At 61.3% G+C, this 23,034-nt stretch carries 19 protein-coding genes; 5 read left to right on the top strand and 14 right to left on the bottom strand.

The features are described 5' to 3' along the window. Window positions 1–22 precede the first annotated feature (22 nt). The 6 genes from rpsS to rpsJ are packed head-to-tail and all read right to left on the bottom strand — an operon-like array spanning window position 23 to window position 3,118. Window positions 23–301 carry a 30S ribosomal protein S19 gene (gene rpsS, locus D2E23_RS07785; RefSeq protein ID WP_033490666.1) on the bottom strand — a complete coding sequence of 93 codons (279 nt, stop codon included), beginning with the start codon at window positions 299–301 and terminating at the stop codon, window positions 23–25. 15 nt (window positions 302–316) lie between these two features. After that, window positions 317–1,147, bottom strand: a complete 831-nt coding sequence (rplB, locus tag D2E23_RS07780; protein ID WP_093959618.1) for a 50S ribosomal protein L2 — start codon at window positions 1,145–1,147, stop codon at window positions 317–319. A gap of 30 nt (window positions 1,148–1,177) precedes the next feature. Continuing rightward, window positions 1,178–1,474, bottom strand: coding sequence for a 50S ribosomal protein L23 (gene rplW / locus D2E23_RS07775; RefSeq protein ID WP_093959619.1), 297 nt, complete (start codon window positions 1,472–1,474; stop codon window positions 1,178–1,180). A gap of 5 nt (window positions 1,475–1,479) precedes the next feature. Next, window positions 1,480–2,139, bottom strand: coding sequence for a 50S ribosomal protein L4 (gene rplD / locus D2E23_RS07770; protein ID WP_217625577.1), 660 nt, complete (start codon window positions 2,137–2,139; stop codon window positions 1,480–1,482). Window positions 2,140–2,144: 5 nt separating this feature from the next. Further along, a complete protein-coding gene (gene rplC, locus D2E23_RS07765; RefSeq protein ID WP_093959621.1) occupies window positions 2,145–2,792 on the bottom strand; it encodes a 50S ribosomal protein L3 in 648 nt (215 codons plus the stop codon). 17 nt (window positions 2,793–2,809) lie between these two features. Continuing rightward, window positions 2,810–3,118, bottom strand: coding sequence for a 30S ribosomal protein S10 (gene rpsJ / locus D2E23_RS07760; protein ID WP_006288664.1), 309 nt, complete (start codon window positions 3,116–3,118; stop codon window positions 2,810–2,812). Between the two features lie 601 nt (window positions 3,119–3,719). Between rpsJ and D2E23_RS07755 the strand changes: the two genes are divergently transcribed. The 3 genes from D2E23_RS07755 (at window position 3,720) to budA (ending at window position 7,205) form a co-directional block, all read left to right on the top strand. Next, on the top strand, window positions 3,720–4,679 hold the full coding sequence (locus D2E23_RS07755) for a YwiC-like family protein (protein ID WP_241227253.1): 960 nt from the start codon (window positions 3,720–3,722) through the stop codon (window positions 4,677–4,679). Window positions 4,680–5,354: 675 nt separating this feature from the next. After that, the gene (locus tag D2E23_RS07750) at window positions 5,355–6,005 is read left to right on the top strand and encodes a hypothetical protein (RefSeq protein WP_126030373.1); all 651 of its coding nucleotides are present in this window, start codon (window positions 5,355–5,357) and stop codon (window positions 6,003–6,005) included. A gap of 423 nt (window positions 6,006–6,428) precedes the next feature. After that, window positions 6,429–7,205 (top strand): acetolactate decarboxylase, encoded by a 777-nt coding sequence (budA, locus tag D2E23_RS07745; RefSeq protein WP_126030372.1) that lies wholly within the window; start codon window positions 6,429–6,431, stop codon window positions 7,203–7,205. Window positions 7,206–7,878: 673 nt separating this feature from the next. Here budA and D2E23_RS07740 read toward each other — a convergent pair. The 5 genes from D2E23_RS07740 to D2E23_RS07720 all read right to left on the bottom strand — a co-directional run bounded on the left by D2E23_RS07740 (window position 7,879) and on the right by D2E23_RS07720 (window position 14,431). Continuing rightward, entirely contained in the window at window positions 7,879–8,739 is an 861-nt protein-coding gene (locus D2E23_RS07740; RefSeq protein WP_126030371.1) for a GRP family sugar transporter, read from the bottom strand. A gap of 93 nt (window positions 8,740–8,832) precedes the next feature. Continuing rightward, window positions 8,833–9,783 carry an ROK family protein gene (locus D2E23_RS07735; protein ID WP_126030370.1) on the bottom strand — a complete coding sequence of 317 codons (951 nt, stop codon included), beginning with the start codon at window positions 9,781–9,783 and terminating at the stop codon, window positions 8,833–8,835. 293 nt (window positions 9,784–10,076) lie between these two features. Beyond that, a complete protein-coding gene (locus D2E23_RS07730; protein ID WP_126030369.1) occupies window positions 10,077–10,754 on the bottom strand; it encodes a transaldolase family protein in 678 nt (225 codons plus the stop codon). A 124-nt stretch (window positions 10,755–10,878) separates the two neighbouring features. Continuing rightward, window positions 10,879–13,293 carry a glycyl radical protein gene (locus D2E23_RS07725; RefSeq protein ID WP_126030368.1) on the bottom strand — a complete coding sequence of 805 codons (2,415 nt, stop codon included), beginning with the start codon at window positions 13,291–13,293 and terminating at the stop codon, window positions 10,879–10,881. Window positions 13,294–13,675: 382 nt separating this feature from the next. Beyond that, a complete protein-coding gene (locus D2E23_RS07720; protein ID WP_126030367.1) occupies window positions 13,676–14,431 on the bottom strand; it encodes a DeoR/GlpR family DNA-binding transcription regulator in 756 nt (251 codons plus the stop codon). Between the two features lie 176 nt (window positions 14,432–14,607). On the opposite strand from D2E23_RS07720, the gene D2E23_RS07715 reads away from it, so the two are divergent. Further along, on the top strand, window positions 14,608–15,465 hold the full coding sequence (locus tag D2E23_RS07715; protein WP_206432022.1) for a glycyl-radical enzyme activating protein: 858 nt from the start codon (window positions 14,608–14,610) through the stop codon (window positions 15,463–15,465). 224 nt (window positions 15,466–15,689) lie between these two features. Here D2E23_RS07715 and adhE read toward each other — a convergent pair whose 3' ends face one another. Continuing rightward, window positions 15,690–18,368, bottom strand: a complete 2,679-nt coding sequence (adhE, locus tag D2E23_RS07710; protein ID WP_241227255.1) for a bifunctional acetaldehyde-CoA/alcohol dehydrogenase — start codon at window positions 18,366–18,368, stop codon at window positions 15,690–15,692. 453 nt (window positions 18,369–18,821) lie between these two features. On the opposite strand from adhE, the gene glgX reads away from it, so the two are divergent. Continuing rightward, window positions 18,822–21,446 (top strand): glycogen debranching protein GlgX, encoded by a 2,625-nt coding sequence (gene glgX / locus D2E23_RS07705; RefSeq protein WP_126030365.1) that lies wholly within the window; start codon window positions 18,822–18,824, stop codon window positions 21,444–21,446. 601 nt (window positions 21,447–22,047) lie between these two features. Here the strand turns inward: glgX and rpsI are convergent. Both rpsI and rplM read right to left on the bottom strand, forming a co-directional pair. Then, window positions 22,048–22,533 (bottom strand): 30S ribosomal protein S9, encoded by a 486-nt coding sequence (gene rpsI, locus D2E23_RS07700; protein WP_093959626.1) that lies wholly within the window; start codon window positions 22,531–22,533, stop codon window positions 22,048–22,050. Between the two features lie 29 nt (window positions 22,534–22,562). After that, window positions 22,563–23,012 carry a 50S ribosomal protein L13 gene (rplM, locus tag D2E23_RS07695; RefSeq protein ID WP_093959627.1) on the bottom strand — a complete coding sequence of 150 codons (450 nt, stop codon included), beginning with the start codon at window positions 23,010–23,012 and terminating at the stop codon, window positions 22,563–22,565. Window positions 23,013–23,034 lie beyond the last annotated feature (22 nt).

The following is a 23,034-nucleotide window of genomic DNA, read 5'->3' as shown; positions in this document are numbered from 1 at the left end:
AACGTCTTTACTCTCCTCGCCTTTAGCGGCGTGCCTTCTTGTCGTCCTTCACGTGACCCTTGAAGGTACGCGTGGGGGCGAACTCACCGAGCTTGTGACCGACCATGGCCTCGGTGACGAACACCGGGACGTGCTTGCGGCCATCGTGGACTGCGAACGTGTGTCCGATGAAATCAGGGGTGATCATCGAACGGCGGGACCACGTCTTGATGACGTTCTTGGTGCCCTTCTCGTTCTGCTCGTCGACCTTCTTCTGCAAATGGGCGTCGACGAAGGGGCCCTTCTTGATGCTACGAGTCATCTTTTCGACACTCCCTTACTTGCGGTTCTTGCCGGACGGACGACGACGAACAATCATCTTGTTCGAAGCCTTCTTCGGACGACGAGTACGAACCTCGCCCTTGCCCCACGGAGACACCGGCGGCTTGCCACCGCGAGTACGACCACCGTGCGGGTGATCGACCGGGTTCATGGACTCACCACGGGTGATCGGGCGCTTGCCCATCCAGCGGGCACGACCGGCCTTACCGAGCTCGATGTTGGCGTGCTCAGAGTTGCCGACCTCGCCGACGGTCGCGCGGCAGCGGGCGTCGACGTTGCGGATTTCTCCGGACGGCATACGCAGCTGGGCGTAGGCGCCGTCCTTGGCGACGAGCTGCACGGCGGCACCGGCGGAGCGGGCGATCTTCGCGCCACCCAGCGGGCGCAGCTCGATGGCGTGCACCACGGTACCGGTCGGGATGTTCTTCAGCGGCAGGTTGTTGCCCGGCTTGATATCGGCGTTCTCGCCGGTCTCGATGCGGTCACCCTGCTTGATGCCCTCGGGGGCGATGATGTAGCGCTTCTCGCCGTCTGCGTAGTGCAGCAGGGCGATGCGAGCGGAACGGTTCGGATCGTATTCGATCTCGGCAACCTTGGCGGGCACGCCGTCCTTGTCCCAGCGACGGAAGTCAATGAGACGGTACTGGCGCTTGTGACCGCCACCGCGATGACGGGAGGTCATGCGGCCGTAGGAGTTGCGACCACCGGTCTTGCTCAGCTTGCGGACCAGCGACTTCTCAGGCGTGGAACGCGTGATCTCGGAGAAATCCGAAACGGAAGCGTTACGACGGCCTGCAGACGTCGGCTTGTATGTACGGATAGCCATAATTTAGTTCCTAACTTTCTCGGCTAGCCTTCAGTTACCAAAGATGTCGATGGTCTGACCCTCGGCGACGGTAACGATGGCGCGCTTCTCGCTCACGCGCTGGCCGAAGCCTGCACGGGTGCGGACGCGCTTGCCGGCGCGGTTAAGGGTGTTGACGTTCGTCACCTTGACATTGAAGATCTGCTCGATAGCCTGCTTGATCTGCACCTTGTTCGCGTTCGGGGCCACCACGAAGGTGTACTGGCCCATGTCGGAGTTGGCGTAGCTCTTCTCGGAGACGACAGGCTTGATGATGATGTCGTGTGCGGGCTTGTGAATTGCTGCCATTGGAATCAGGCCTCCTTCTCAGCCTTGGCGGTCTTCGCGGCCACGAAAGCCTCGAAGCCTTCCTTGGTGAAGACGACGTCCTCAGCGGTCACCACATCATAGGTGTTGAGCTGATCGGCGAAGATGGGGTGCACGTAGGCGAGGTTGCGGACCGACAGCCACTCGTTGATGTTCTCGCGGGAGAACACAATGGTGGTGAAGCGGGTCGCGATGACCGGATCCAGAGCAGCCTTGGCGGCCTTGGTGGACGGGGTCTCGCCGATGCCGAAGTCCACCACATGCACGCGACCGGCGTTGGCGCGATCGGAGAGCATGTAACGGAGGGCGGCGGCCTTCATCTTCTTGGGGGTGCGCTGCGAGTAATCGCGCGGCTGCGGACCGTGGGCGATGGCGCCGTGAGCCCACTGCGGGGCGCGGATGGAGCCCTGACGAGCACGACCAGTGCCCTTCTGCTTCCACGGCTTCTTGCCGCCGCCGGAGATCTTCGCGCGGTTCTTCGTGGCGTGGGTGCCCTGACGGGCGGCCGCGAGCTGCGCGATGACAACCTGGTGCACCAGCGGAATGTGGTTGCGCACTTCCTCAGCGGAAATGCCGAACAGTTCCTCAGGAGCTTCGACGGTGCCGTTCTGGCCTTCAGCGCTAGTGATGTTCAGAGAAATAGCCATGATGATCAGGCTCCCTTCACTGCGGAACGAACCACGACGATGGCGCCCTTGGGGCCGGGGATGGCGCCCTTGATGGCGATGACGCCGTTCTCAACGTCGGCGGAGACGACGGTCAGGTTCAGCGTGGTGTTGGTGACATGGCCCATACGACCGGCCATGCGCTTGCCCTTGAGGATGCGGCTCGGGGTGGCGCATGCACCGACGGAGCCGGGACGGCGCTCGTTCTTGTGAGAACCGTGGGTGCGGCGGTAGGACTTGAAGCCCCAGCGCTTGATGGTACCGGCGAAGCCCTTACCCTTGGTGGTGCCGGTGACGTCGACCTTGGAACCCTCGGCGAACACCTCGGCGGTCAGCTCCTGGCCCGGCTGGAAGTCTTCGGCTTCCTCCGTGCGGAACTCCACCAGGTGACGACGCGGGGTCACACCGGCCTTGGCGAAGTGACCGGCGAGCGGCTTGGTCACCTTGGTCGGATCGATCTGGCCGTAGCCGATCTGCACGGCCTTGTAGCCGTCGGTTTCCTCGGTCTTGACAGCCGTGACCACGTTGGTGGAGACGTCCACCAGCGTGACGGGCACGAAGAAGCCGTTTTCGTCCCACACCTGAGACATGCCGAGCTTCTTGCCCAGCAGCGCGTTCTTGATGTTGTTGCTCATGACGGTTCCCTCCTCCCTTACAGCTTGATCTCGATGTTCACGTCCGCCGGCAGGTCGAGACGCATCAGAGAATCGACGGCCTTAGGCGTCGGGTCAACGATGTCAATGAGGCGCTTGTGAGTGCGCATCTCGAAATGCTCGCGGGAATCCTTGTACTTGTGAGGAGAACGGATAACGACAAACACGTTCTTCTCGGTCGGCAGAGGAACCGGGCCAACTACGGTTGCGCCCGCGTTCGTGACCGTCTCGACGATTTTCTTCGCCGACTGGTCGATGACCTCATGGTCATAGGACTTAAGCCTGATGCGGATTTTCTGTCCCGCCATTGCCGTCCGCCCTTTCTTGCGAATTTCTTGACTATTACCAGCCTGTTTCTCTGAGGGCACGTCAAGGCGCGGCCCACTTCGGAATCCCTTCCCGTGAAGCGGCCTAACCGTATCAGTGCATGGCCATGCGGCAACCCTCCCGGGAGCCGTGCCATGCTCGCTTTTGAGTAAACAATTTTGCGAGCCCAAAACAGGCAACTTCTTTATTAAAGCACAACCCATGCCCCTAGCAGAATTCGGGCGTGTCGCACGCCCTCATGCCTTGTCTTCCAAGGCCTCACGCTCAAAAATCGCGCTCGCATCGCCTACGGACAATTGCTTGGCGCGGCTGGAGAGACCAGAAAAAGAACAGGGTACATTCCCACACAGGGTATATGGTTCTGGCTCCCCTCTCTGAGGGGAGCTGGCATCGCAGGTGACTGAGGGGAGAATGGTGGTGCGGGGGATTCGGCCCGTACCTCCCCTCAGTCTGCTGTCACAGACGGCTCCCCTCAGAGAGGGAGCCGGTCCGTGCCTAAACCCCGAGAAGACCAACGCCGCATAGCCAAGCCAGTCCCGATCACTCTGGACCGAACGGGGAACATGCCCTACGGTGGAATCCATGTCAGACTCCGCAGCCAACGCTCAGAACCACACTGCCGCCGACTCCGCTCCAGCCGCGCCGAACGCATCACCGGCACCATCATCCCCCAGCGTGCGTCCACCCATCATGCGTCCGCTCACCGTGCGTGATTGGATCCCCTCGCAACCAGGAGCTTGGGCAATGGCACTCATGCCCGCTCTAGCCGGTATCGGTCTGGCCGGAGCCAATCTCACCACCATCTGGCTGCTGACATGCTGGATTCTCTGCTACTGCGTGCAATACTCTGCGGCCCGATGGCTCAAATCACGACGTTCCCGCCGATATATGCCGCCAATGCTCGTATATACGGTGGCACTGGCCATACTCGGCATCCCCTTTATTCTTCTGCATCCGGCGATCCTGCTGTGGGCACCGCTCTTCGCCACACTCGCGGCTCTGTCATTCGTTGCGGCATGGATGCGTCGGGAACGATCAATCTGGGCGAATATTGCGGTCATTCTGGCCGCCTGCTCCATGACCGTGGTCGTCTGTTGGATCGGCAATCCTGCGCTCGTATCGCACTCGTCGGCCATGCAGTCCTCGCAGACAGGCGGAATCGGTCTCCTTTCACCGGGCCGATGGTCGATCTCGACATGGCTGACCGTTCCTCTCCCCCATGCCAGTCTCATCGCCGCCATGATCTTCGCGCTCTATGAATTCGGATCCGTGCTCTTCGTCAAAACCATGATCCGCGAGCGCGGCAGTCGCACGTATCTTGTCGCGTCGTGGATCTGGCACGTCGGGCTGGTCGCAGCGGGATTCATGGTCTTCCCGTGGTTCGGCGGTCTCGCTCTGATTCTGTTGGCCCGTGCCGTCACACTGCCGGCAATCGCCCGCCGCCGAAAGGTCAAGCCCTTAGCGGTCGGTCTCACCGAACTCGTCACGATCCTGCTGACCTGCGCCGTGACCGTCATCGGGGTCCCGTCACTCATTGGATAGAAAACCGAGGGTATCAGCCCCACCACTCATTGGTTTCTGGGCATAACCGGTCCGATATTTTTGGGTCTATCCGCATCACACGGTCGGATCTGGGTATTTCCGTACCGCGAAGACCACAGAATCCCTGTCTTCATGATGCGGTTATACCCAGATCCGTTGTTTATATGCCGGTTAGACCCAGCGATAGTCGACCGATATACCCAGAAACGGTTCGGCCGGTACACATGGGTCCGGAAATACCCGGATACCCCCGACGCCACCCGCTTTCCCCGGAATCCCTTGAGTCTTCAAGGGAAATCCACATTCGACCACATTCCCCGATGACTCTGGACTTTCCCGCTCCGCGGCCGGTACCGTCGCGGCATGAGAACAAATACGAAATTGAACAGTCTCCTCGCCGAGGCGGAGACCAATCGACTCTGCATCTGGAGCACCGGAGACGCGCAACGTCACATGCTGCAGCGAAGAACGGCCGTCGGCGAACTGGTGCGTGTGGGACAACGGTGCTTTGCACGCGCGTCATACTGGCAAAGCCTGTCGCCAGTGGAACAGTTTCGGCATCACGTCCGAACATTGTCGCGCATGCACCCGCATTGGGTCTTCGGCGGACCAACGGCCGCAATCGTCCATGGAATCTGCGATTCGACGCGACAAATGACCGAGGTGCATCGAGTCATGCCGGTCAACGCCATGGTTCGCAACAATCGCATCATGAAAAATCACTACATCGGATCCGAGGAACACGTCATAGTGGACGATGTACGCGTGACCATTTTGCTGAGGACGATCTTCGACTGTGCCCGCTGGCTTGATTTTCCTGACGCACTGCCCATCGTCGAGTCGGCGCTCAGGCAGAGGTTCACCACGATCGACGAACTGTCCCGCGCATTCCGGACGGAGGAGGGACGAAACCGGCGTGGGGCTCTGAAAGTGTTGAAATACGCGTCGGGGAAGACGGAGAACGGCGGGGAAGCGTACGCGCTGGCCGTGATGATCGAGGAGGGGTTCGCGCCGCCGCAACTGCAGGTGGCGATGCCATGCCGGAACGAAAACGGCAATCCCGACCGGGTCGATTATTTCTGGCGGACCGATGATGGTCGGACGATCGTTGCGGAACTTGACGGACGGATCAAGTATCGGGATGAATCGATGTATCGGAACGGCAGTCTGCCCGACACGATCATCGCGGAAAAGGAGCGGGAGGAACGGATCCGCATGGTCGTGACCTCGATGGTGAGGTTTTCGTTCGCCGAGGCGTATCGGAGGACGGATCTGGTGAGGAAACTGGAATGGGCCGGAGTTCCGCGGATTTCCCGGTTGGAATAACCGGGACTGGTTTCAGGATTCGGATCCGGATCAAAATCGGAATCAGAATCGAATATTCGAGATATCTGGGTATATCCGGACATCTATGCGGGCATCTGGGTCTATCCGTATCACGAAGACGGTGATTACAAGGTCTTTGTGATACGGAAATACCCAGATCCGATCGTGTGATGCGGATAGCCCCAGAGATATTGGGCCGGTTATGCCCAGATACGAGGGGTATGCGGCCCGGCCCCGATACGGCCCATACAGAACAGATACGGAAATACCCAGATATGAGGAATGGATAAGACGGTTTCGATATAACCGATACGGAAATACCCAGATTTCAACCCCGTGACCGCCCGGATCCCATCCCATCCCAACCGGCAAACCGATGGAACGGGATGGACCGGAACGGGGAATCCGTCGTAGGGTGGATTTGTGACACAATCCCATGCTTCGAACATCAAACCGATCACCGAGCGCGGCGCGAACGTGCTCTACCAGCACGGCACACTTGCGCAGCTTGTCCCCGGCCTGCTGGAAGGCACCACTACGATCGCGGAACTGCTGACGCACGGCGACACCGGCATCGGCACCGGCGAGGGGCTGGACGGCGAACTGATCATTCTTGACGGCGTTGCGTACAAAGTCGGACCGAGCGGCGTGGCCGAAGTGGTACCGGACGATTTCACCCTGCCGTTCGCCAGTGTGCATCGCGCCGCGTTCCAGTACCAGTGCCAACGCACCGACATCGGCCTTGAGGAGCTGAACAAGAAGATCGTGGCGGCCAATGGTCGAGCGAACACGTTCTTCTCCGTGATCGTGCACGGCACATTCAGTTTCATCAAGACGAGGGCCGTGATCAAGCAGCAGGCCCCCTACCCCACTCTGGAGCAGGTGGCCGATCAGCAGGCCATGTTCCTGGGGCACGATGTGAAGGGCACGATGCTTGGCTATTTTTCGCCGCTCATGTTCAACGGGGCGGCCGTGGCCGGATTCCATGAGCATTTTCTGTCCGACGACCATACAATCGGCGGGCATGTGCTCGACGCCGTGCTAGAACGCGGCGACATCCTCAGTCAGGTGTTCGACACGTTGGTGCAGCATCTGCCGGTGGACGATCCGGATTATCGCAGTCATGACTTTTCGAACGATCCGATTGCGGCGGCGTTGGCGAAGGCGGAGCGAGAGCCGCGGAGGGACGCGGCGGAGTAGTTGGGATTGGCGGCGTGCGGCTCTCGTGAGGCGTGGGAAGATGACCGGGGGCGCAATGGTTGGCTGAGGCTTGTTGCCTTGGAGCGGCTCCCCTCAGTCGGCACGGCCGACAGCTCCCCTCGGCGGCGAGGGGAGCCACAGGAATCCCGACGCACTCCATGACATCCACAGTTTCATCAGACCAGGTCATCCAGCGATCGTAGGGCTGGCACCATTCTTGGTGGGACTCCCCTCAGTCGGCCACGGCCGACAGCTCTCCTCGGCTGCGAAGGGAGCCACGGGGTTACGAATCCTCATTGGTCCTTGGTTCTCTCTCCACAGCAACCACCACTTCACCAAGCCAAGCCACACGGAGATCGTGGGGCTGGCGCCATTCCTGGTGGGGCTCCCCTCAGTCGGCCACGGCCGACAGCTCTCCTCGACTGCGAGGGGAGCCACGGGACATGGGGCGTGCCATGACAGAGGGAGGGGACAGGCCCGGGAAACAAAAACGCCGCGTTGCGGGGTCCCTCGATGAGGAGGGAGCACGCAACGCGGCGGATTGGCGGATTTGATTGGCGGCGAAGCCGGATGCCAGCCGGAACGGCTGGGTGGGATTATCCGGTCTCGCCGAATGGGATCATGTGACTCAACGATCGCGGAGTCCGCGGGTTCACGCGGTCCGCTGGGTCACTCACATGGTCTTGGTGAGGGCCACCAGGGCGATGCCGACGACCACGAACACCAGACCGATGGAGATGGAGGCCTTCTCCTTGCGAGTCTTGCTCTCGTGGAGGAACACCATGCCACCGATGGTGGAGATGATGAGGCCCATCTGCGACATCGGGAAGCTGATGGCCACGCCAAGCCGGCTGTTGGAGATCATGAGAATGAGGTTGCCGATGGCCCACAGGATGCCCGGCAGCATGAGCACCAAGGTCTTCTTGGAGAACTTGCCCGGCTCGCGCGCGCCGATGACCAGTCCACCGACGAACATGCCGACCGCCTGCGGCAGCATCGCGTCGAACGAGTTGATCGAGAACAGCTGGATGACCGCGACGTAGGCAATGAAGCCCAGCGAGGAGATCGTGATGACCGTCAGACCGGTGATCATGTTGTTCGCCCGTTCGTCGCCGTCGCCGCGTTCCACGTACGACGTGAAGGCCACGCCGACGATGAACAGCGCAATCGCCAGAAAGCCCAGCACCTTGGCCTGCGTGGACGCCCAGTCGCCCAGGAACAGCACGCCGACCAGGCTGGTGCCGACCAGCTGCTCGCCGGTGGAGATCGGCATGGTGCTGGAGACGCCGATCTCCTTGAATCCGCAGATCTGTCCGTAGTTACCGATGGTCCAGAAGATGCCGGACAGGAAGCTGATCAGCACCGTGAGCGGCGTGTAGGTGTGCGGCACGAACGGGAAGGCGATCAGCGCGAACAGCAGGCATCCCAAAGTGACGCCGAACGTCTGGTGGCGCGATGTGCCGCCGATCACCGGCATGATCAGCGCGTAGATGCCCCATACCACCGAGGGCATAGCGGCCAATACAAGATCCATGGTTGTGTTTCCTCTCCTGTTAGATCGTTCTAGACGATTCTCGGGATACTATATTCATCCGCACGGATTACTCGGCGCCGCCGGTGCCGTCACTCACGCCGGAACCACTTCCCTCACGGTGTCGAAGGTCTCGCCGATGCCGGTGTTTTCGATGTCGGCGATATAGCACTGCAGAGCGCCGACAAGGTTGGCGTCATTCTGGAACTTGCAGGTGACGACCTCGGCCTGGGAGACGTGATACGGACAGTACGCATACAGTCGGTTGAGATTGGTGCGAATGGCGTCGATCAGCGTCGGCTGTGCGGAAATGCCGCCGCCGATGGCGAAACGATCGGGATCGAGCACGTTCTGGATGTTGAAGATCTGGATGGCGACCTCGTGCGCGAACTTGTCAAGGCACGCACGCGCGTCGGGATCACCCTTCTCCACGGCCTGGAAGAACCTCACGCCATCGACCTCCGAAACGGGCAATCCCTTGATCCGCGCGTATCGATTGCACAGGCTGAGCGTACTGCACTGGTTGCCCCACACCCCTTCCATGCTCGGATCGCCACTCGGCGAGGTGATGATGTAGCTCACCTCGCCGGCAGAGAAATGCTTGCCGCGGTAGAGCTCGCGGTCCTTGACGAATCCGCCGCCGACCATGGTGCCGAAGATCAGCGCGAAGCCGTTCCTCACATCCTTGAGACTACCCACGGTGGCCTCGGCCATCACCGCGCATTTCGCGTCGTTCTCCAGCACGATATGCACCGGGCAGCGCTGGTACAGCGCGTGCCGCAGATAAAAGTCGTCGTTGTACCGCAGCGCCCCGCCCATGACGATGTATCCGTTCTCGGAATCGACGATGCCCGGAAGCGAGATGGCCATGCCGTCGATGTTGTAGCCTTCGCATTCCTGTTCGTACAGTCCGGAAAGCGTTTCGACGAGCTCCTCCCTGCCGTTTTGTGGAGTCTCGACCTTGCCGCGGCTGAGGATGATGCCGTCGTCGCTCATCGTTGCGTATTTGATGAAGGTTCCGCCGATATCGATGGTGAGTACATTCATGTCCAATGCTCCTTTGCACTGATGATGTCGGTCATTCCGACAAGGAAAATAGAAAAATATGGGTGCGGGACATATCCGCCCCGCACCCGGTCAGATCCGCCGGCATATCCACACTGCCGAATCCAGACCGACGCACCGACGAGAAGAACGAGGGACCGGCACGACAGCGAGATGTCACGACGGACGTGTGAACGAAACGGACGGTGCCGCAGTCATCGACTTTGATTGCTGCGGCGCCGATTGCCGTATCGTCTGCCGCGACGCATCATCTCACTGATGCGACCGCGGGGTTGTCAGCAGGAGGCCATCGTCTTGCCCGCGCCCACCAGTCCTTCGAAGTCGGAGATGAATGCGTCGACCGCGGCGTCGATGGCCGGGTTCTTCACCAGCCCGTCGATGACCGAAGAGGCCACGGTGGCGGCGCCTACGCCATACTGCGCCAGTTCAAGCACCTGCTGGGAATTCTTGAAGCTTGCGGCGAGCACGTTGCATGCGATTCCATTGGCCCGGAAGATGTCATGAATGGCACAGGCCACGGCGACGCCGTCATATCCCATGTTGTCGATGCGATTGATGTACGGAGCGGCATACGATGCGCCGGCCTTGCCCGCCAGATACGCCTGCAGCGGCGTGTATACGGCGGTGGCGGTGACCTTGACGCCCTCCGACACCAGGGCCTTCATGGCCTTGAATCCTTCGGGAACGCTGGGAACCTTGGCGAAGGTGTTCGGTCCGAGTTCCCCGGCGATGCGCCTGCCGTCCTCGATCATGCCCGCAGCGTCGCGTGCCGTCACCTGCGCGTGCAGTTCGGCCTCTGGCCCGATGATGCTGCGGATCTCACCGAGCACGTCGAACGGCGAGCGGCCGGATCGGGCCAGAATGGTAGGGTTTGTGGTCACTCCGTCGATGGGATAGTAGTCGATCAGCCGACGGATGGCGTTGACGTCGGCGTCGTCGATGAGCAGTTTCATGATGGTTCCTTTCGATTATGATTTGACTGATTTGATTTCATGGATTGGGATTGATGCGATCGTCGGGCGTCCGCCGGCGTCGTTTGGCGAAGATCACCGAATCGGATCGCGCGGGCGATACCGATCACAGCGTCTGTTCGGTACGTTCGATGATGTCGTTCTGCGTGGCGCGGGACAGCACGGTGAAGAAGGCGCTGTATCCGGCCACACGTACGATCAGATCACGATGACGCTCGGGATGACGCTGTGCGTCGATGAGTGTTTCACGTGAAACTACGTTGTATTGCACGTGGTATCCGTGCAGACGATCGAAGAAGGTGCGCGTGGCGAAGGCGAGCTTTTCCCGATTCTCCGGCTTGGCCAGAACCTGGGGCGTGAGCTTCTGATTGAGCAGCACGCCACCGGTGATGTCCTCGGTCGGCAGCTTGGACACGCTCTTGAACACCGCGGTGGGACCATAGACGTCGGCGCCATGCGAGGGGCTGCATCCTTCGGCAAGGGGCTCCCCCGCCCGGCGCCCGTCCGGCGTGGCCAACGTTCCCGCACCCTGTGGCACGTTGGCGGAGATGGAACTGGTGCCCGCGTAGTAGACGCCGCCGATGGGACCGCGACCGTACCGGGTATTGTGATACTTCTTCATCTCGTCGATGTAGATGTCGTACGCCTGCCGGATCAGCGAATCGACGTAGTCGTCATCATTGCCGTATTTCGGCGCCTGCTGGAGCAGCTGACGAATCCGTTCGTTCGTCGCTCCTTCGAAGTTCGCCTGCAGTGCATCCCACAGTTCCGCCGGCGTCACGGCTTTGTCCTCGAACACGACCTTCTTCATGGCGGCGAGACTGTCGGCGAGATTGGCGATGCCCACCTGCAGGTCGGAGATGAAGTCGTAGACGGAGCCGCCCTCCTTCATGTTGAGGCCGCGCTCGATGCAGTCGTCGGTCAGTGCGGAGCAGAGGATGTCGGCGGTATCCTGCTCGAGCACCATATCGCAGGTAGCGTCGATGATCACGCACTGCCGTGCCATCTCGCGAACTACCTTGTCCCAGCAGGCCATGACCTGCTCGAAGCTGGTGAAATCGCGGAAGTGGCCGATGCCGTCCACGAGTTTGATGCCGCTGGCCGGATCGACGCCGTCGTTCATGGCGATGAGCAGCGCCTTGGGGAAGTTGAGGAAGCTCATGCCGGTGCATCGATAGCCCCACTTGCCCGGCACGGCGGTCTCCACGCAGCCGATGGCGCTGTAGTTGTAGGCGTCTTCACGTTTCACGCCCTTGTCGATGAAGCTGGGGATGATGACCTCGTCGTCGTTGAACGCCGGCATGCCGAATCCGCAACGCACGACCTCGATGCATTCGCTCATGAAGTCGTCGGGCAGATTCGAGTGGTAGCGGACGGTGAGGTTCGGCTGGGTCAGATGGCATTGCGCCACGGTCTTGAGAATCAGCCAGCTCATCGGGTTCGTGGCGTCCACAGGCTCGCCGTCCACCAGCTTCTGCCCGCCGACCGTCACGTTCTGATAGAGCGGGGATCCGGCAGAGAACTGCGTGTGGCTCCACGAGCGGATCTTGTTGATGGTGTAGGTCTTCAGCCACAGGTTGCTCATGAGTTCGGCCGCCTCGTCCTCGGTGATGCGACCGGCCTTGAGATCGGCCTCGTAGAACGGGTCAAGGTACTGGTCCATACGGCCGTACGACAGACTGTGGCCGTTGGACTCGATCTGCAGCACAAGATGCACCAGCCATACGGACTGCACCGCCTCGCGCAGGGTGCGCGCCGGCTCGTAGGGCACGCGGTCGAGCGCCGCGGCCATCTGTTCGAGTTCGCGGGCGCGTTCCGCGGATGCGGTCTTCGCCTGCTGCCGGGCGAGCGCGGCATAGCGTCCGGCGAATTCACGCATGGCGTCCACCACCATGAGGATCGCGCGGTAGAAGTAGCTCTTGTGGATGTTGCGATAGTCGGTGAGGTCGAGCTCGTCGAGCTTTCGCCGCGCCCGCATGGCGTAGCCCTTGAGCCCCTGATCCAGTACTCCGGCGTAGTTCATGGCACAGTGCGCATCGCCGGAAGTGATGTTGCCCTCGGACTTGATGATGCCGAGATCGTAGAACAGCTTGGAATGCGGAGGGAATGCCGCAAGGCCGCGATCGAGCAGGGTGTTGTGCTCCCAGAACGGTGCGATGGAACGCAGCTTCTCCTTGTTTTCCTCGGTGATGGTGAACCGGTCGCCGTCACGCTTGTCGAACTTGTCGAGTTCGTCGATGACCCAGCTCATGGCGTATTCGGGGAAGATCGGCGCGCCGCGGTTGGTGGAGGCCTGGTTTCCGGCGATCAGCGTTTCGGGTTCGATGAAGATGGTCATTTCCTCGAGGACCCGCTTGAGCATGATCGCACGCTTCAGCGCGAGCGGCTGGTCGGCGTTGTCGCGGTAGACCTCGGTGGTGATCATCGCTCGTTCCACATCGACCTGCGGTACGGCGTCAAGCAGCTGGTCGCGGAACGAGTTCATCCTCGGGGTGAGTCTGCCGAAGTGCGCTTCGTTCATGATGGTTCCTTTCTGACTGCCTTGTGCATCACTGCATCGGCACATTGCGACTGGGGTCGGCGACACCTTCATCGGTGTGTGCCATCGTTTGATGACAATCATGAATATACCGAAGAAAAGTTTTCTTGTCAATGTTCGAAAGTATTTTCTCTTTCGAATGAAAATGGAATGAAGGTACGATAAGGCGATTCAAGGAACTCATACAAACGTCAACGCCTACTCTCGTATGACGTATCGGGATATCAGCATCACATGGACGCTCGTCGCCGACCAACCGATCGGTCGGCGTGTCGCAGAGTGGCGATCATCACAACGGCGTGCGCAGACGGCGGATCAATCGGAACGGCCCTCGCATCATGGCCGACTGCGGACCATATGGCATTCAGACGGTGACGAGCTGAATGCCGGCGTCGGCAAGACCCTTGGAGACCTCCGGACCGACACTGGCGTCGGTGACGACCATGCAGGCACGATCGCCGAAATCCAACGGCACGGTGCTCCGCTTGGCAAACTTCTCGCTCTCGGTCGTCACGATCACCCGCCCGGCATGCGAAGCCATGTCACGCACCGCCTGGGCACGCATGTAGTCACGGTTCGAAAAGCCCAGACCGGGGGCGTATCCGTCCGCGCCGACGAACAGCAGATCGACGTACAGTCCGCTCATGCACCGCTCGAGCATAGGGCCGACCATCACCTGGGAATCCTGCTGATACAGGCCTCCGAGCAGCATGATGCGCGACGACGACTTACCGCGCACGTACCCGGCGATGAACGCGCTGTTGGTGAAGATGGTCAGGTCGCGCTTCGTCGTCACCAGCTCGGCGGCCAGCAGCGCGCAGCAGCTGCCGCTTTCGATCATCACCACATCGCCGTCCGAAACGCACTCCGCAGCCCTTCGTGCGATGCGCAGCTTCTCCTCATAGTGATAGGCCAGACGCCCCTCCACGTCATCGGCGCTGTGCAGCATGGCGCATCCATGCTCCCTGCGAATCACGCCACGGGATTCGAGTTCGTTGAGATCCTTGCGAATCGTGACCTGCGAGACACCCAGTTCGTCGGCGATCACGGCCACTTCTACGCGCTTTCGTTCAGCGATCAGTTCAAGGATCCGATTCATCCGCTTTTCCGCAGCCGCCATGCCGTCCTCCGATCATCACCCCGCCTGTCACGTGCCAGGCCATTGCAATCATGTTCGACCCTAACACACCACAACACATCAATCGGTCCGTTTCCCCGCGTTCCACACTCTGTTATATTTCATTCGTAAGTTGATTTACTTTCGAACATACTTTATAGTGAAATCAGAAAGGATCAATGATGACACTGACACTCGAACGACCGAATTCGAAGGTCGAAGTCCCCTCCCACTCGTCGACCTTCCGCACATGCGCACCGAAGCGCACCGACATCGGACTGATCTTCAACATCCAGAAATTCTCAACCAACGATGGGCCGGGCATACGCACCACCGTGTTCTTCAAGGGATGCCCGCTGCACTGCCCATGGTGTGCGAATCCGGAATCGATCAGTCCGCGTATAGAGACCCTGGTCGATCCCAAAACGGGGGAACGCACCGTTGAAGGAAAGCATTACACCATCGACGAAGTGGTGCGAATCTGCGAACAGGACCGCATGTTCTACGAGGAATCAGGAGGCGGAGTGACGCTGTCGGGAGGCGAGGCCCTGATGCAGCATCGATTTTCCATCCCGCTGCTGCGCGAACTGCGCATGCGCGGCATTCACACCGCCATGGAGACCACCGGTCATGCGGCACCGCCGATCTTCAATCAGGCGCTGGACGAACTCGACTATCTGCTTATCGACATGAAGCACCATGATCGAGACGCCCACAAACGCTGGACCGGCGGATACAGCGACCTGCCTCTGCGCAACCTCGCCACGGCCGTGGAGCGAGGCATCGAAATCTGCGTGCGCATCCCCGTCATCCCCGGTGTGAACAATACGCTCGATGACGCGGCGGCATTCTCGGATCTGCTGCGTTCCATGCATATCGACCGCGTGCAACTGCTGCCCTTCCATCAGTTCGGGGAGCGCAAATACGAGATGCTGGGACGCCCATATGCCATGGCGGGGGTGCCGGCGCTTCATGCGGAGGATCTTGGGGAGTTCCGGGAGGTGTTTCTTGATCGGGGGGTGGAGGCGTATTTCTAGGCACGATGGGGGGGGACGAGAATCAGCGAAAACGAATGGAAGAAGTAGGGTATTAGACCCGTATGGGAAGAGCGCCTCCCCTCAGCCGGCTGCGCCGACAGCTCCCCTCCGGTGGGGAGGGGAGCCTCTGGGTATGGGAAAGGGTCCCGGGGAATCTTGGAATTCCTAGGGACCCTGGGTTAGGTTGGATCGGTCAGTCGGATGGCTGGCCGATCAGAGGCCGACTAGTCGCGCTGGGAGGCTTCCTCGACGGCCTTGAGGCCTTCGCGCTCCACGCGCTTGGCGTGGCCCTCGGCCTGCGAGACGCCGTAGTAGGCGGCGATGGCAATATCCTTCATATCCTCGATCATCGGGATACGCGGGTTGGCCGGGGTGCACTGATCCTCGTAGGCGCGCATGCCGATCTGGTCAAGCACGCTCCAGAAGTACTCCTCGTCAACGCCGGCGGCCTTGAAGGAGCGATCCATGCCGAGCTTGTTGTCGCGGTAGTCCTCGACGGCGCGGGCCAGGTTCTCGACGCCCTCCTCCGGGGTGCGGCCGGGGTCGATGCCGAGGTTCTTGGCGATCTCCTGGTAGCGCTCCGGGGCCACGTACTTGTTGTACTTCGGCCAGCTGGTCGGCTCGTCCGGGATCTGGCCGTTGTAGCGGATCACGTACGGCAGCAGGATGGAGTTGGTGCGGCCGTGAGCGATGTGGCACAGGGCGCCGATGGTGTGCGCCATGCCGTGGCACATGCCGAGGAACGCGGAGCCGAACGCCATGCCGGCCATGGTGGCGGCGTTGTGCATCTTCTCCTGGGCCAGCGGGTTGGCCGGGCCTTCCTTCACGGAGGTCTCCAGGTTCTCCCAGATCAGCTTGGCAGCGTGCAGCGCCATGCCGTCGGTGAAATCGTTGGCGTACACGGAGACGTAGGCCTCGAAGGAGTGGGTCAGGGCGTCAAAGCCGGAGTCGGAGGCCAGCTTGCGCGGCTGGGTGCGGGCGAGCACCGGGTCCACGATGGCCACGGACGGGGTCAGCGCGTAGTCGGTGATCGGGTACTTGTAGCCGGTCTTGTGATCGGTGATCACGGCGAACGGCGTGACCTCGGAACCGGTGCCGGAGGAGGTCGGGATGCACACCAGGCGGGCCTTCTTGCCGAGCTCGGGCAGCTTGAACGCGCGCTTGCGGATATCGAAGAACTTCTCACGGATGTCGGAGAACTCGATTTCCGGGTGCTCGTACAGCAGCCACATGATCTTGGCGGCATCCATCGGGGAACCGCCGCCGATGGCGATGATGGTGTCGGGCTGGAACTCGTCACGCATCATGGCGGCGCCGCGCTCGACGGTATCGACGGAGGGCTCCGGCTCAACGTAGTCGATGATGCGGTAGTCGACGTGGTTCGGGCGCAGACGCAGCTGCTGGATGGCCTTCTCCACGACGCCGAGATCGAGCATGACCTTGTCGCAGACGATGACGACGCGGTTCACGCCGCCCATGTCGCGCAGGTACTTGATCGCGTTCGGCTCGAAGTAGGTCTTGGCCGGGATCTTGAACCACTGCATGTTGTTGTTCCTCCGAGCGACACGCTTGATGTTGATGAGGTTGACCGCCTGGACGTTGCCGGAGACGGAGTTTCCGCCGTAGGAGCCGCAGCCGAGGGTCAGCGACGGGGCGATGGCGTTGTAGATGTCGCCGATGCCGCCGAGGGAGCTCGGGGAGTTCCAGATGATACGGCAGGCGTGCATGCGGTTGCCGTACTCGTTGACCAGGGCCTGGTCGTTGGTGTGGATGGCGGCGGTGTGGCCGGCACCGTGCTGGAGCATCTTCTCGCACATCTCGAAAGCCTCTTCCTTGTTGTCGGAACGCAGGAAGGCCTGGACGGGGGCGAGCTTCTCCATGGTCAGCGGTTCCATCTCGCCGACTTCCTTGCACTCGGCGGCGAGGATGGTGGCGTCCTCCGGGATCTCGAATCCGGCGGCGTGGGCGATGAACTGCGGGGACTTGCCCGGCACCACGGAGTTGAGCTTGGTCTTCTGGCCCTCGTACTCGTAGGCGGTGACGCCGAACATGTACTTCTCCAGCTTGGCCTTCTCCTCCGCGTTGACGAAGTAGGCCTTGCGGCGCTTCATCTCGGCGAGCAGCGGCTCGTACACGGACTTGTCGGCGATCACGGCCTGCTCGGTGGCGCAGATCATGCCGTAGTCGAAGTGCTTGGAGAGCACCAGGTCGTTGGCGGTGCGCACGATGTCGGCGTCCGGGGCCACGTAGGCCGGGGCGTTGCCGGCGCCCACGCCGAGGGCGGGCTTGCCGGAGGTGTAAGCGGCCTTGACCATGCCGGGACCGCCGGTGGCGAGGATGGTGGCGACACCGGGGTGCTTCATGAGCGCGCCGGTGGCTTCGATGGACGGGTGCTCGATCCACTGGATGCAGTCCTCGGGGGCGCCGGCCGCGATGGCGGCGTCACGCACGATGCGGGCGGCCTCGACGGAGCTCTTCTGGGCGCCGGGGTGGAAGCCGAAGACGATCGGGCAACGGGTCTTCAGCGCGATGAGGGACTTGAAGATGGCGGTGGAGGTGGGGTTGGTGACCGGGGTGACGCCGGCGACCACGCCGACGGGCTCGGCGATCTCGGTGATGCCTTCGACGTCGTCCTCGCGAATGATGCCGACGGTGCGCTGGCGGGCGAGGTGGTTGGTGACGTGCTCGCAGGCGAAGATGTTCTTGGTGGCCTTGTCTTCCACCAGACCACGGCCGGTTTCCTCAACGGCCAGCTTGGCGAGCACCAGGTGCTTGTTCAGCGCGGCGATGGAGGCCTTGGCCACGATGTGGTCGACCTGCTTCTGGTCGAGCTGTTCGAACTTGTCGAGCGCGACCAGCGCCTTCTTGACAAGAGCGTCGACTTCCTGCTCGGCGGGGTGGATGTCGGTGACCTGGGCTGCGGCGGGAGCTGCTTCCGCCTTCTTGGATGCTGCCACGTGTCCTCCTTGATCGGGTTATCCAAATAAATACATGTCTGTGCGCTGGCGCTCGGTCGCACTTCCTGACCGCGCGTCGATGTGTGTACCGACCCGAAAAGGGCGCAAAAAGTCACAAAAATAATGTTCGTTTTGCGGACGTTTTCGGAATTCATCACACCACAGGATGTGATGTACATCACGATAACATCTCCCTCGGCAACACGCCAACCGAAAACGCAAAGTTTTATAAAAGTATTTTCAAAAAGTGTTGCAGTTGGATCGACTATTACTAGAAAACGTTGGAATTTCAACGATTTTCAACATGTCGCCATAAGACGTCAAACGCTCATCAAAAATCAGCCGCCCGCGTGTCGTCGCATCAGCCACCGTCGAAACCAAAACGGGGATAATTGAGGTATGGAAAAGACATCTTTGCACCGTTATGCCACACGACCTGGCATGTTTCTCACGGACGATGGAGGGGCCGACGCCGTGGTCTGGTCCGACACCGCCGATCAGGTGTGGCTCAGCGTGATCGAGTCCCTGGATCAGCCGAGCGATTTCTATAACGTCGCCACCGAGCTGCCCAAGAATTCGACCATGCCGTTCCACGAGCAGATCCGGCAGTTCCCCATCTGCTCCCGCATCCTCGAAAAGCAATACTGCCGCGAGACCCTGTTCCGCATGGAAGGCCCCAACTATGGCATGTGGTACGTGCATCTGCCCAAGGCGCGCAACGGCATGCGATACGGATACCGTGCCGACGGCGCCTGGGACCCACGCCGCGGCGTGCAGTTCAACCCCTACAAGTTCCTGCTCGACCCCTACGCCAAGGGCATCGAAGGTCATGTCGACATCGGTCCGGAGATCTTTCCCTATGAATGCACGGTGACCAACGGACACGTCGACGGGGCATACGACGGGCCGATGAGCCATCTCGACTCGTTGGGACACATGCCCTATTCCGTGGTCATCGACGACCGCGACATCCACAAGCACGAGGGCGATCCCGTGCATCCGCACGTGCCGTGGAGCAAGACCGTAATCTACGAACTGCACGTCAAGGGCTTCACCAAAAACGCGCCATGGATGGACGAGGAACTACGCGGCACCTATGCCGGACTCGCCCACCCCACCACCGTCGCCTACCTGCAGAATCTCGGCATCACCTCGGTGGAGCTGCTGCCCATCTTCGCCAAGCAGACCGAAATCGGACTCGCCGAACGCGGGGCCGTCAACTACTGGGGCTACTCCACACTCGGCTATTTCGCGCCCGAACCCTCATACGCCACCAAGGAAGCGCAACGCAAGGGGCCGGCGGCCGTGCGGCAGGAGGTCATCGACATGGTGCGCGCGTTGCACGCCGGCGGCATCGAGGTGATTCTCGACGTGGTGTACAACCACACCTGTGAAGGCGCACTCGACGGACCGTCATACAGCTGGCGCGGACTGGACGCCGTAAGCTACTACTGCCGCAGGGGCGACAACCCCGGCATGCTCGTCGACACCACCGGCTGCGGCAATACGCTCGACTTCACCAACACCCGCGTGATCAACTACGCGGTGGACTCGCTGCGCTACTGGTCCAAGCGCATCGGTGTGGACGGATTCCGCTTCGATCTCGGCGCCTCGCTGGCCCGACTCGAAGGATCGTTCAGCCGTCATCATCCGTTCCTCTACGCGCTGCGCAGCGATCTGATCCTCGGCAACCTCAAGATGATCATGGAGCCGTGGGATATCGGCGAAGGCGGATGGCGCACCGGACAGTTCGGCGTGCCGTTCGCCGAATGGAACGATCGCTTCCGCGATTCCACGCGACGATTCTGGCTCACCGACGTCGATAGTCTCTCCCGCGGGCACGGCAGCGCCATCGGCATGCAGGAAATGGCCACCCGACTGTGCGGATCGGCCGACCTGTTCGCCACCGAACCCGGACGCGGCGCCATCGCATCGATCAACTTCGTCTCCTGTCACGACGGATTCACCACCACCGACCTCACCAGATACGCCACCAAACACAACGAGGCGAACGGCGAGGACAACCGCGACGGCTCCGGCGTGAACCATTCGGTGAACTTCGGCGTGGAAGGCCCCAGCACCGATCCCGTCATCGAGACCAAACGCGAACGCGCGGCCATGAACCTGCTCGCCACCGTGCTCATGAGCCTCGGCACGCCCATGCTGCTCGCCGGCGACGAGTTCCGCAACACGCAGTATGGCAACAACAACGCTTACTGCCAGGACAGCAACATCGGCTGGCTCGACTGGGATTGGCTGTTCTCCGCCAAACGCACGCCGCAGCTCAAACGGCTCGAGCTCACGCACGACCTGATCGCGCTGCGCAAGTCCATGGACCAGTACCATCACGAGGAGTTCTTCACCAGGCTCTCTATGCTCGGCCTGCCCAAGCCGTCGAGCCATGTGCAATGGTTCCTGCCCGACGGCACCACGCCGATGGAACACGACTGGTTCAACAACGCCCAACGCAGCTTCACCATGCGACTGGTCTCCGACGAGGTACCGGACGTGGCCATCGTGGTCAACGGCGTGGACGAGGAGACCGAGTTCACGCTGCCCGCCGACTGCGAATGGCGCATGATGTGGAGTTCCGGCGAGGTGGACGATACGTCGCCGATCCACCTGAGCGAACACGACGGCGTGGATGAGGCGTTCGACCAGTATTCGGCGCGCGCACGCAAGGCGTCGAAGGAGGACAACGACATCGTGACGTGGACGCAGACCGTGCCGACCGAGGCCATCCAACGGCTGGTGCAGCAGCACAACGGCCCGTTCGACGACGATGGCGACGACGAGACGAATGCAGCGGCCATGCCCGACCGTTCCGACGGGTCGATCAACGAACGGGTGAAGGACTCGGGGCGACAGTCGCAGCACGCCACAGCCAACGCGTCCAACGATGGCGCCAACGTTCCCACGGTATCCGACGAGCAGGAGCCGCAACGCGAGAACGATCCGTGGCTGGTCACCGGCCTGTCGATCAGCCTCTTCCAGCAGATCGGCGCACGAGCGAATCTGGGATGAATGAGCTGCGGCGGGTGAGCAGAGTGAGGAGTACGGTCGCGGTGGCGTGTACCGGGTGGGGCTAGGGGCTATGGCGGCTCTCCGGGTGAGGCGATAGTAGCTCATTGCGTTGTTGGCGCCGGGTCGGTGGAATCGCCTGCGGCGATGCCGTGGTTCCGCTGACGCGGGTCGCTGCGCGACATCACCTCATCAGTCTCGCTTCGCTCGACAGCTTCCCCTCAAGGGGAAGCCGACTTTTCGCTATTCGGCTATATCGGAATATGCAGCCTTCCCCTTGAGGGGGAGGTGGCAGCCGAAGGCTGGCGGATGAGGTGACCCGTTCCCGAAAGGGAACGATCACAGCATCGTCCGCAGGACGATCCCGACACAGGACGATTCCAACACAGAACGATCCCAACCCGAGTCGCCCCGACGCAGAACCGCCGCCGCATAACAACCAACGCATACACCCAACGCATACAACCAACCGCCACTCCCCCGCACACACCGGCGAACCCCAAAAACAGGGAAAGCCCCTGCCTCCACGTGGGAGACAGGGGCTTTCCGTATGCTGTGCGCTGTGTGACGACCAATCGCCGTGCACACGTGCGGTACCAAAGCTTTAGCGCTTGGAGTACTGCGGGGCGCGACGAGCCTTGTGCAGACCGGCCTTCTTGCGTTCCACCGCACGGGCGTCACGGGTCAGGAAGCCAGCCTTCTTCAGAGCGGCGCGGTTGGCGTCGCGATCGATCGCGTTCAGAGCGCGAGCCACGCCGAGGCGGATGGCGCCGGCCTGGCCGGTGGTGCCGCCACCGTCAACGAGGACGATCACGTCGAACTTGCCCTCGAGCTTCAGCAGCACGATCGGAGAGTTGACCTCACGCTGCTGGATCTTGCCGGGGAAGTGCTCCTCCAGCGAGCGGCCATTGATGGTCCACTTGCCGGTGCCGGGAACCAGACGCACGCGGGCGACGGCTTCCTTACGACGACCGGTGCCGTAGCCCGGGGCGATCGTGGAAGTGCCGGTGCCAGCACCAGCGTTGGTCTCGGAAGTGTACTCGGTGAGCTCCGTCTCGGTCTCCTGGACCGCGGAAGTGTTTTCAGCCATAATCGGTTACTCCTTCTTTCGGTCCTAGATCACTTAGCCTGCTGAGAGACCTGGGAGATCTCGTACTGGACGGGCTGCTGGCCGGCGTGCGGGTGCTCCGGGCCGGTGTAGATGCGCAGACGGTCGAGCTGCACCTTGGCGAGGCGGTTCTTCGGGAGCATGCCCTTGACCGCGGCCTTGATCATGCGAGCCGGATCCTTCTGCAGCAGCTCGCCGTAGGAATCGGCGCGCAGACCACCCGGGAAACCGGAGTGGGTGTACAGGTTCTTGCCCAGCTTGTTGCCGGACAGGGCGATCTTCTCGGCGTTGACGATGACGACGAAGTTGCCGCCGTCAGCGTGAGGAGCGTACGTCGGCTTGTTCTTGCCGCGCAGCAGAGTAGCGGCGGTGGTCGCGAGACGGCCAAGCACCACGTCGGTGGCGTCGATGACGTACCACTCGTGAGTCAGATCGTTAGCCTTCGGAGTGAAAGTTTTCACGATATACCTTTTCTATCTATTG

The sequence above is a fragment of the Bifidobacterium callimiconis genome (genome assembly GCF_003952005.1).
In the GTDB taxonomy this organism is placed as follows: Bacteria; Actinomycetota; Actinomycetes; order Actinomycetales; family Bifidobacteriaceae; genus Galliscardovia; species Galliscardovia callimiconis.
This window is presented reverse-complemented; position numbering and strand designations above follow the sequence as displayed.

What these genes read in the sequence shown, in the direction of transcription:
- rpsS (WP_033490666.1), bottom strand. Translation starts at nt 301, where the DNA reads ATGACTCGTAGCATCAAGAAGGGCCCCTTCGTCGACGCCCATTTGCAG.
- rplB (WP_093959618.1), bottom strand. Translation starts at nt 1,147, where the DNA reads ATGGCTATCCGTACATACAAGCCGACGTCTGCAGGCCGTCGTAACGCT.
- rplW (WP_093959619.1), bottom strand. Translation starts at nt 1,474, where the DNA reads ATGGCAGCAATTCACAAGCCCGCACACGACATCATCATCAAGCCTGTC.
- rplD (WP_217625577.1), bottom strand. Translation starts at nt 2,139, where the DNA reads ATGGCTATTTCTCTGAACATCACTAGCGCTGAAGGCCAGAACGGCACC.
- rplC (WP_093959621.1), bottom strand. Translation starts at nt 2,792, where the DNA reads ATGAGCAACAACATCAAGAACGCGCTGCTGGGCAAGAAGCTCGGCATG.
- rpsJ (WP_006288664.1), bottom strand. Translation starts at nt 3,118, where the DNA reads ATGGCGGGACAGAAAATCCGCATCAGGCTTAAGTCCTATGACCATGAG.
- D2E23_RS07755 (WP_241227253.1), top strand. Translation starts at nt 3,720, where the DNA reads ATGTCAGACTCCGCAGCCAACGCTCAGAACCACACTGCCGCCGACTCC.
- D2E23_RS07750 (WP_126030373.1), top strand. Translation starts at nt 5,355, where the DNA reads ATGCCGGTCAACGCCATGGTTCGCAACAATCGCATCATGAAAAATCAC.
- D2E23_RS07740 (WP_126030371.1), bottom strand. Translation starts at nt 8,739, where the DNA reads ATGGATCTTGTATTGGCCGCTATGCCCTCGGTGGTATGGGGCATCTAC.
- D2E23_RS07735 (WP_126030370.1), bottom strand. Translation starts at nt 9,783, where the DNA reads ATGAATGTACTCACCATCGATATCGGCGGAACCTTCATCAAATACGCA.
- D2E23_RS07730 (WP_126030369.1), bottom strand. Translation starts at nt 10,754, where the DNA reads ATGAAACTGCTCATCGACGACGCCGACGTCAACGCCATCCGTCGGCTG.
- D2E23_RS07725 (WP_126030368.1), bottom strand. Translation starts at nt 13,293, where the DNA reads ATGAACGAAGCGCACTTCGGCAGACTCACCCCGAGGATGAACTCGTTC.
- D2E23_RS07720 (WP_126030367.1), bottom strand. Translation starts at nt 14,431, where the DNA reads ATGGCGGCTGCGGAAAAGCGGATGAATCGGATCCTTGAACTGATCGCT.
- D2E23_RS07715 (WP_206432022.1), top strand. Translation starts at nt 14,608, where the DNA reads ATGATGACACTGACACTCGAACGACCGAATTCGAAGGTCGAAGTCCCC.
- glgX (WP_126030365.1), top strand. Translation starts at nt 18,822, where the DNA reads ATGGAAAAGACATCTTTGCACCGTTATGCCACACGACCTGGCATGTTT.
- rpsI (WP_093959626.1), bottom strand. Translation starts at nt 22,533, where the DNA reads ATGGCTGAAAACACTTCCGCGGTCCAGGAGACCGAGACGGAGCTCACC.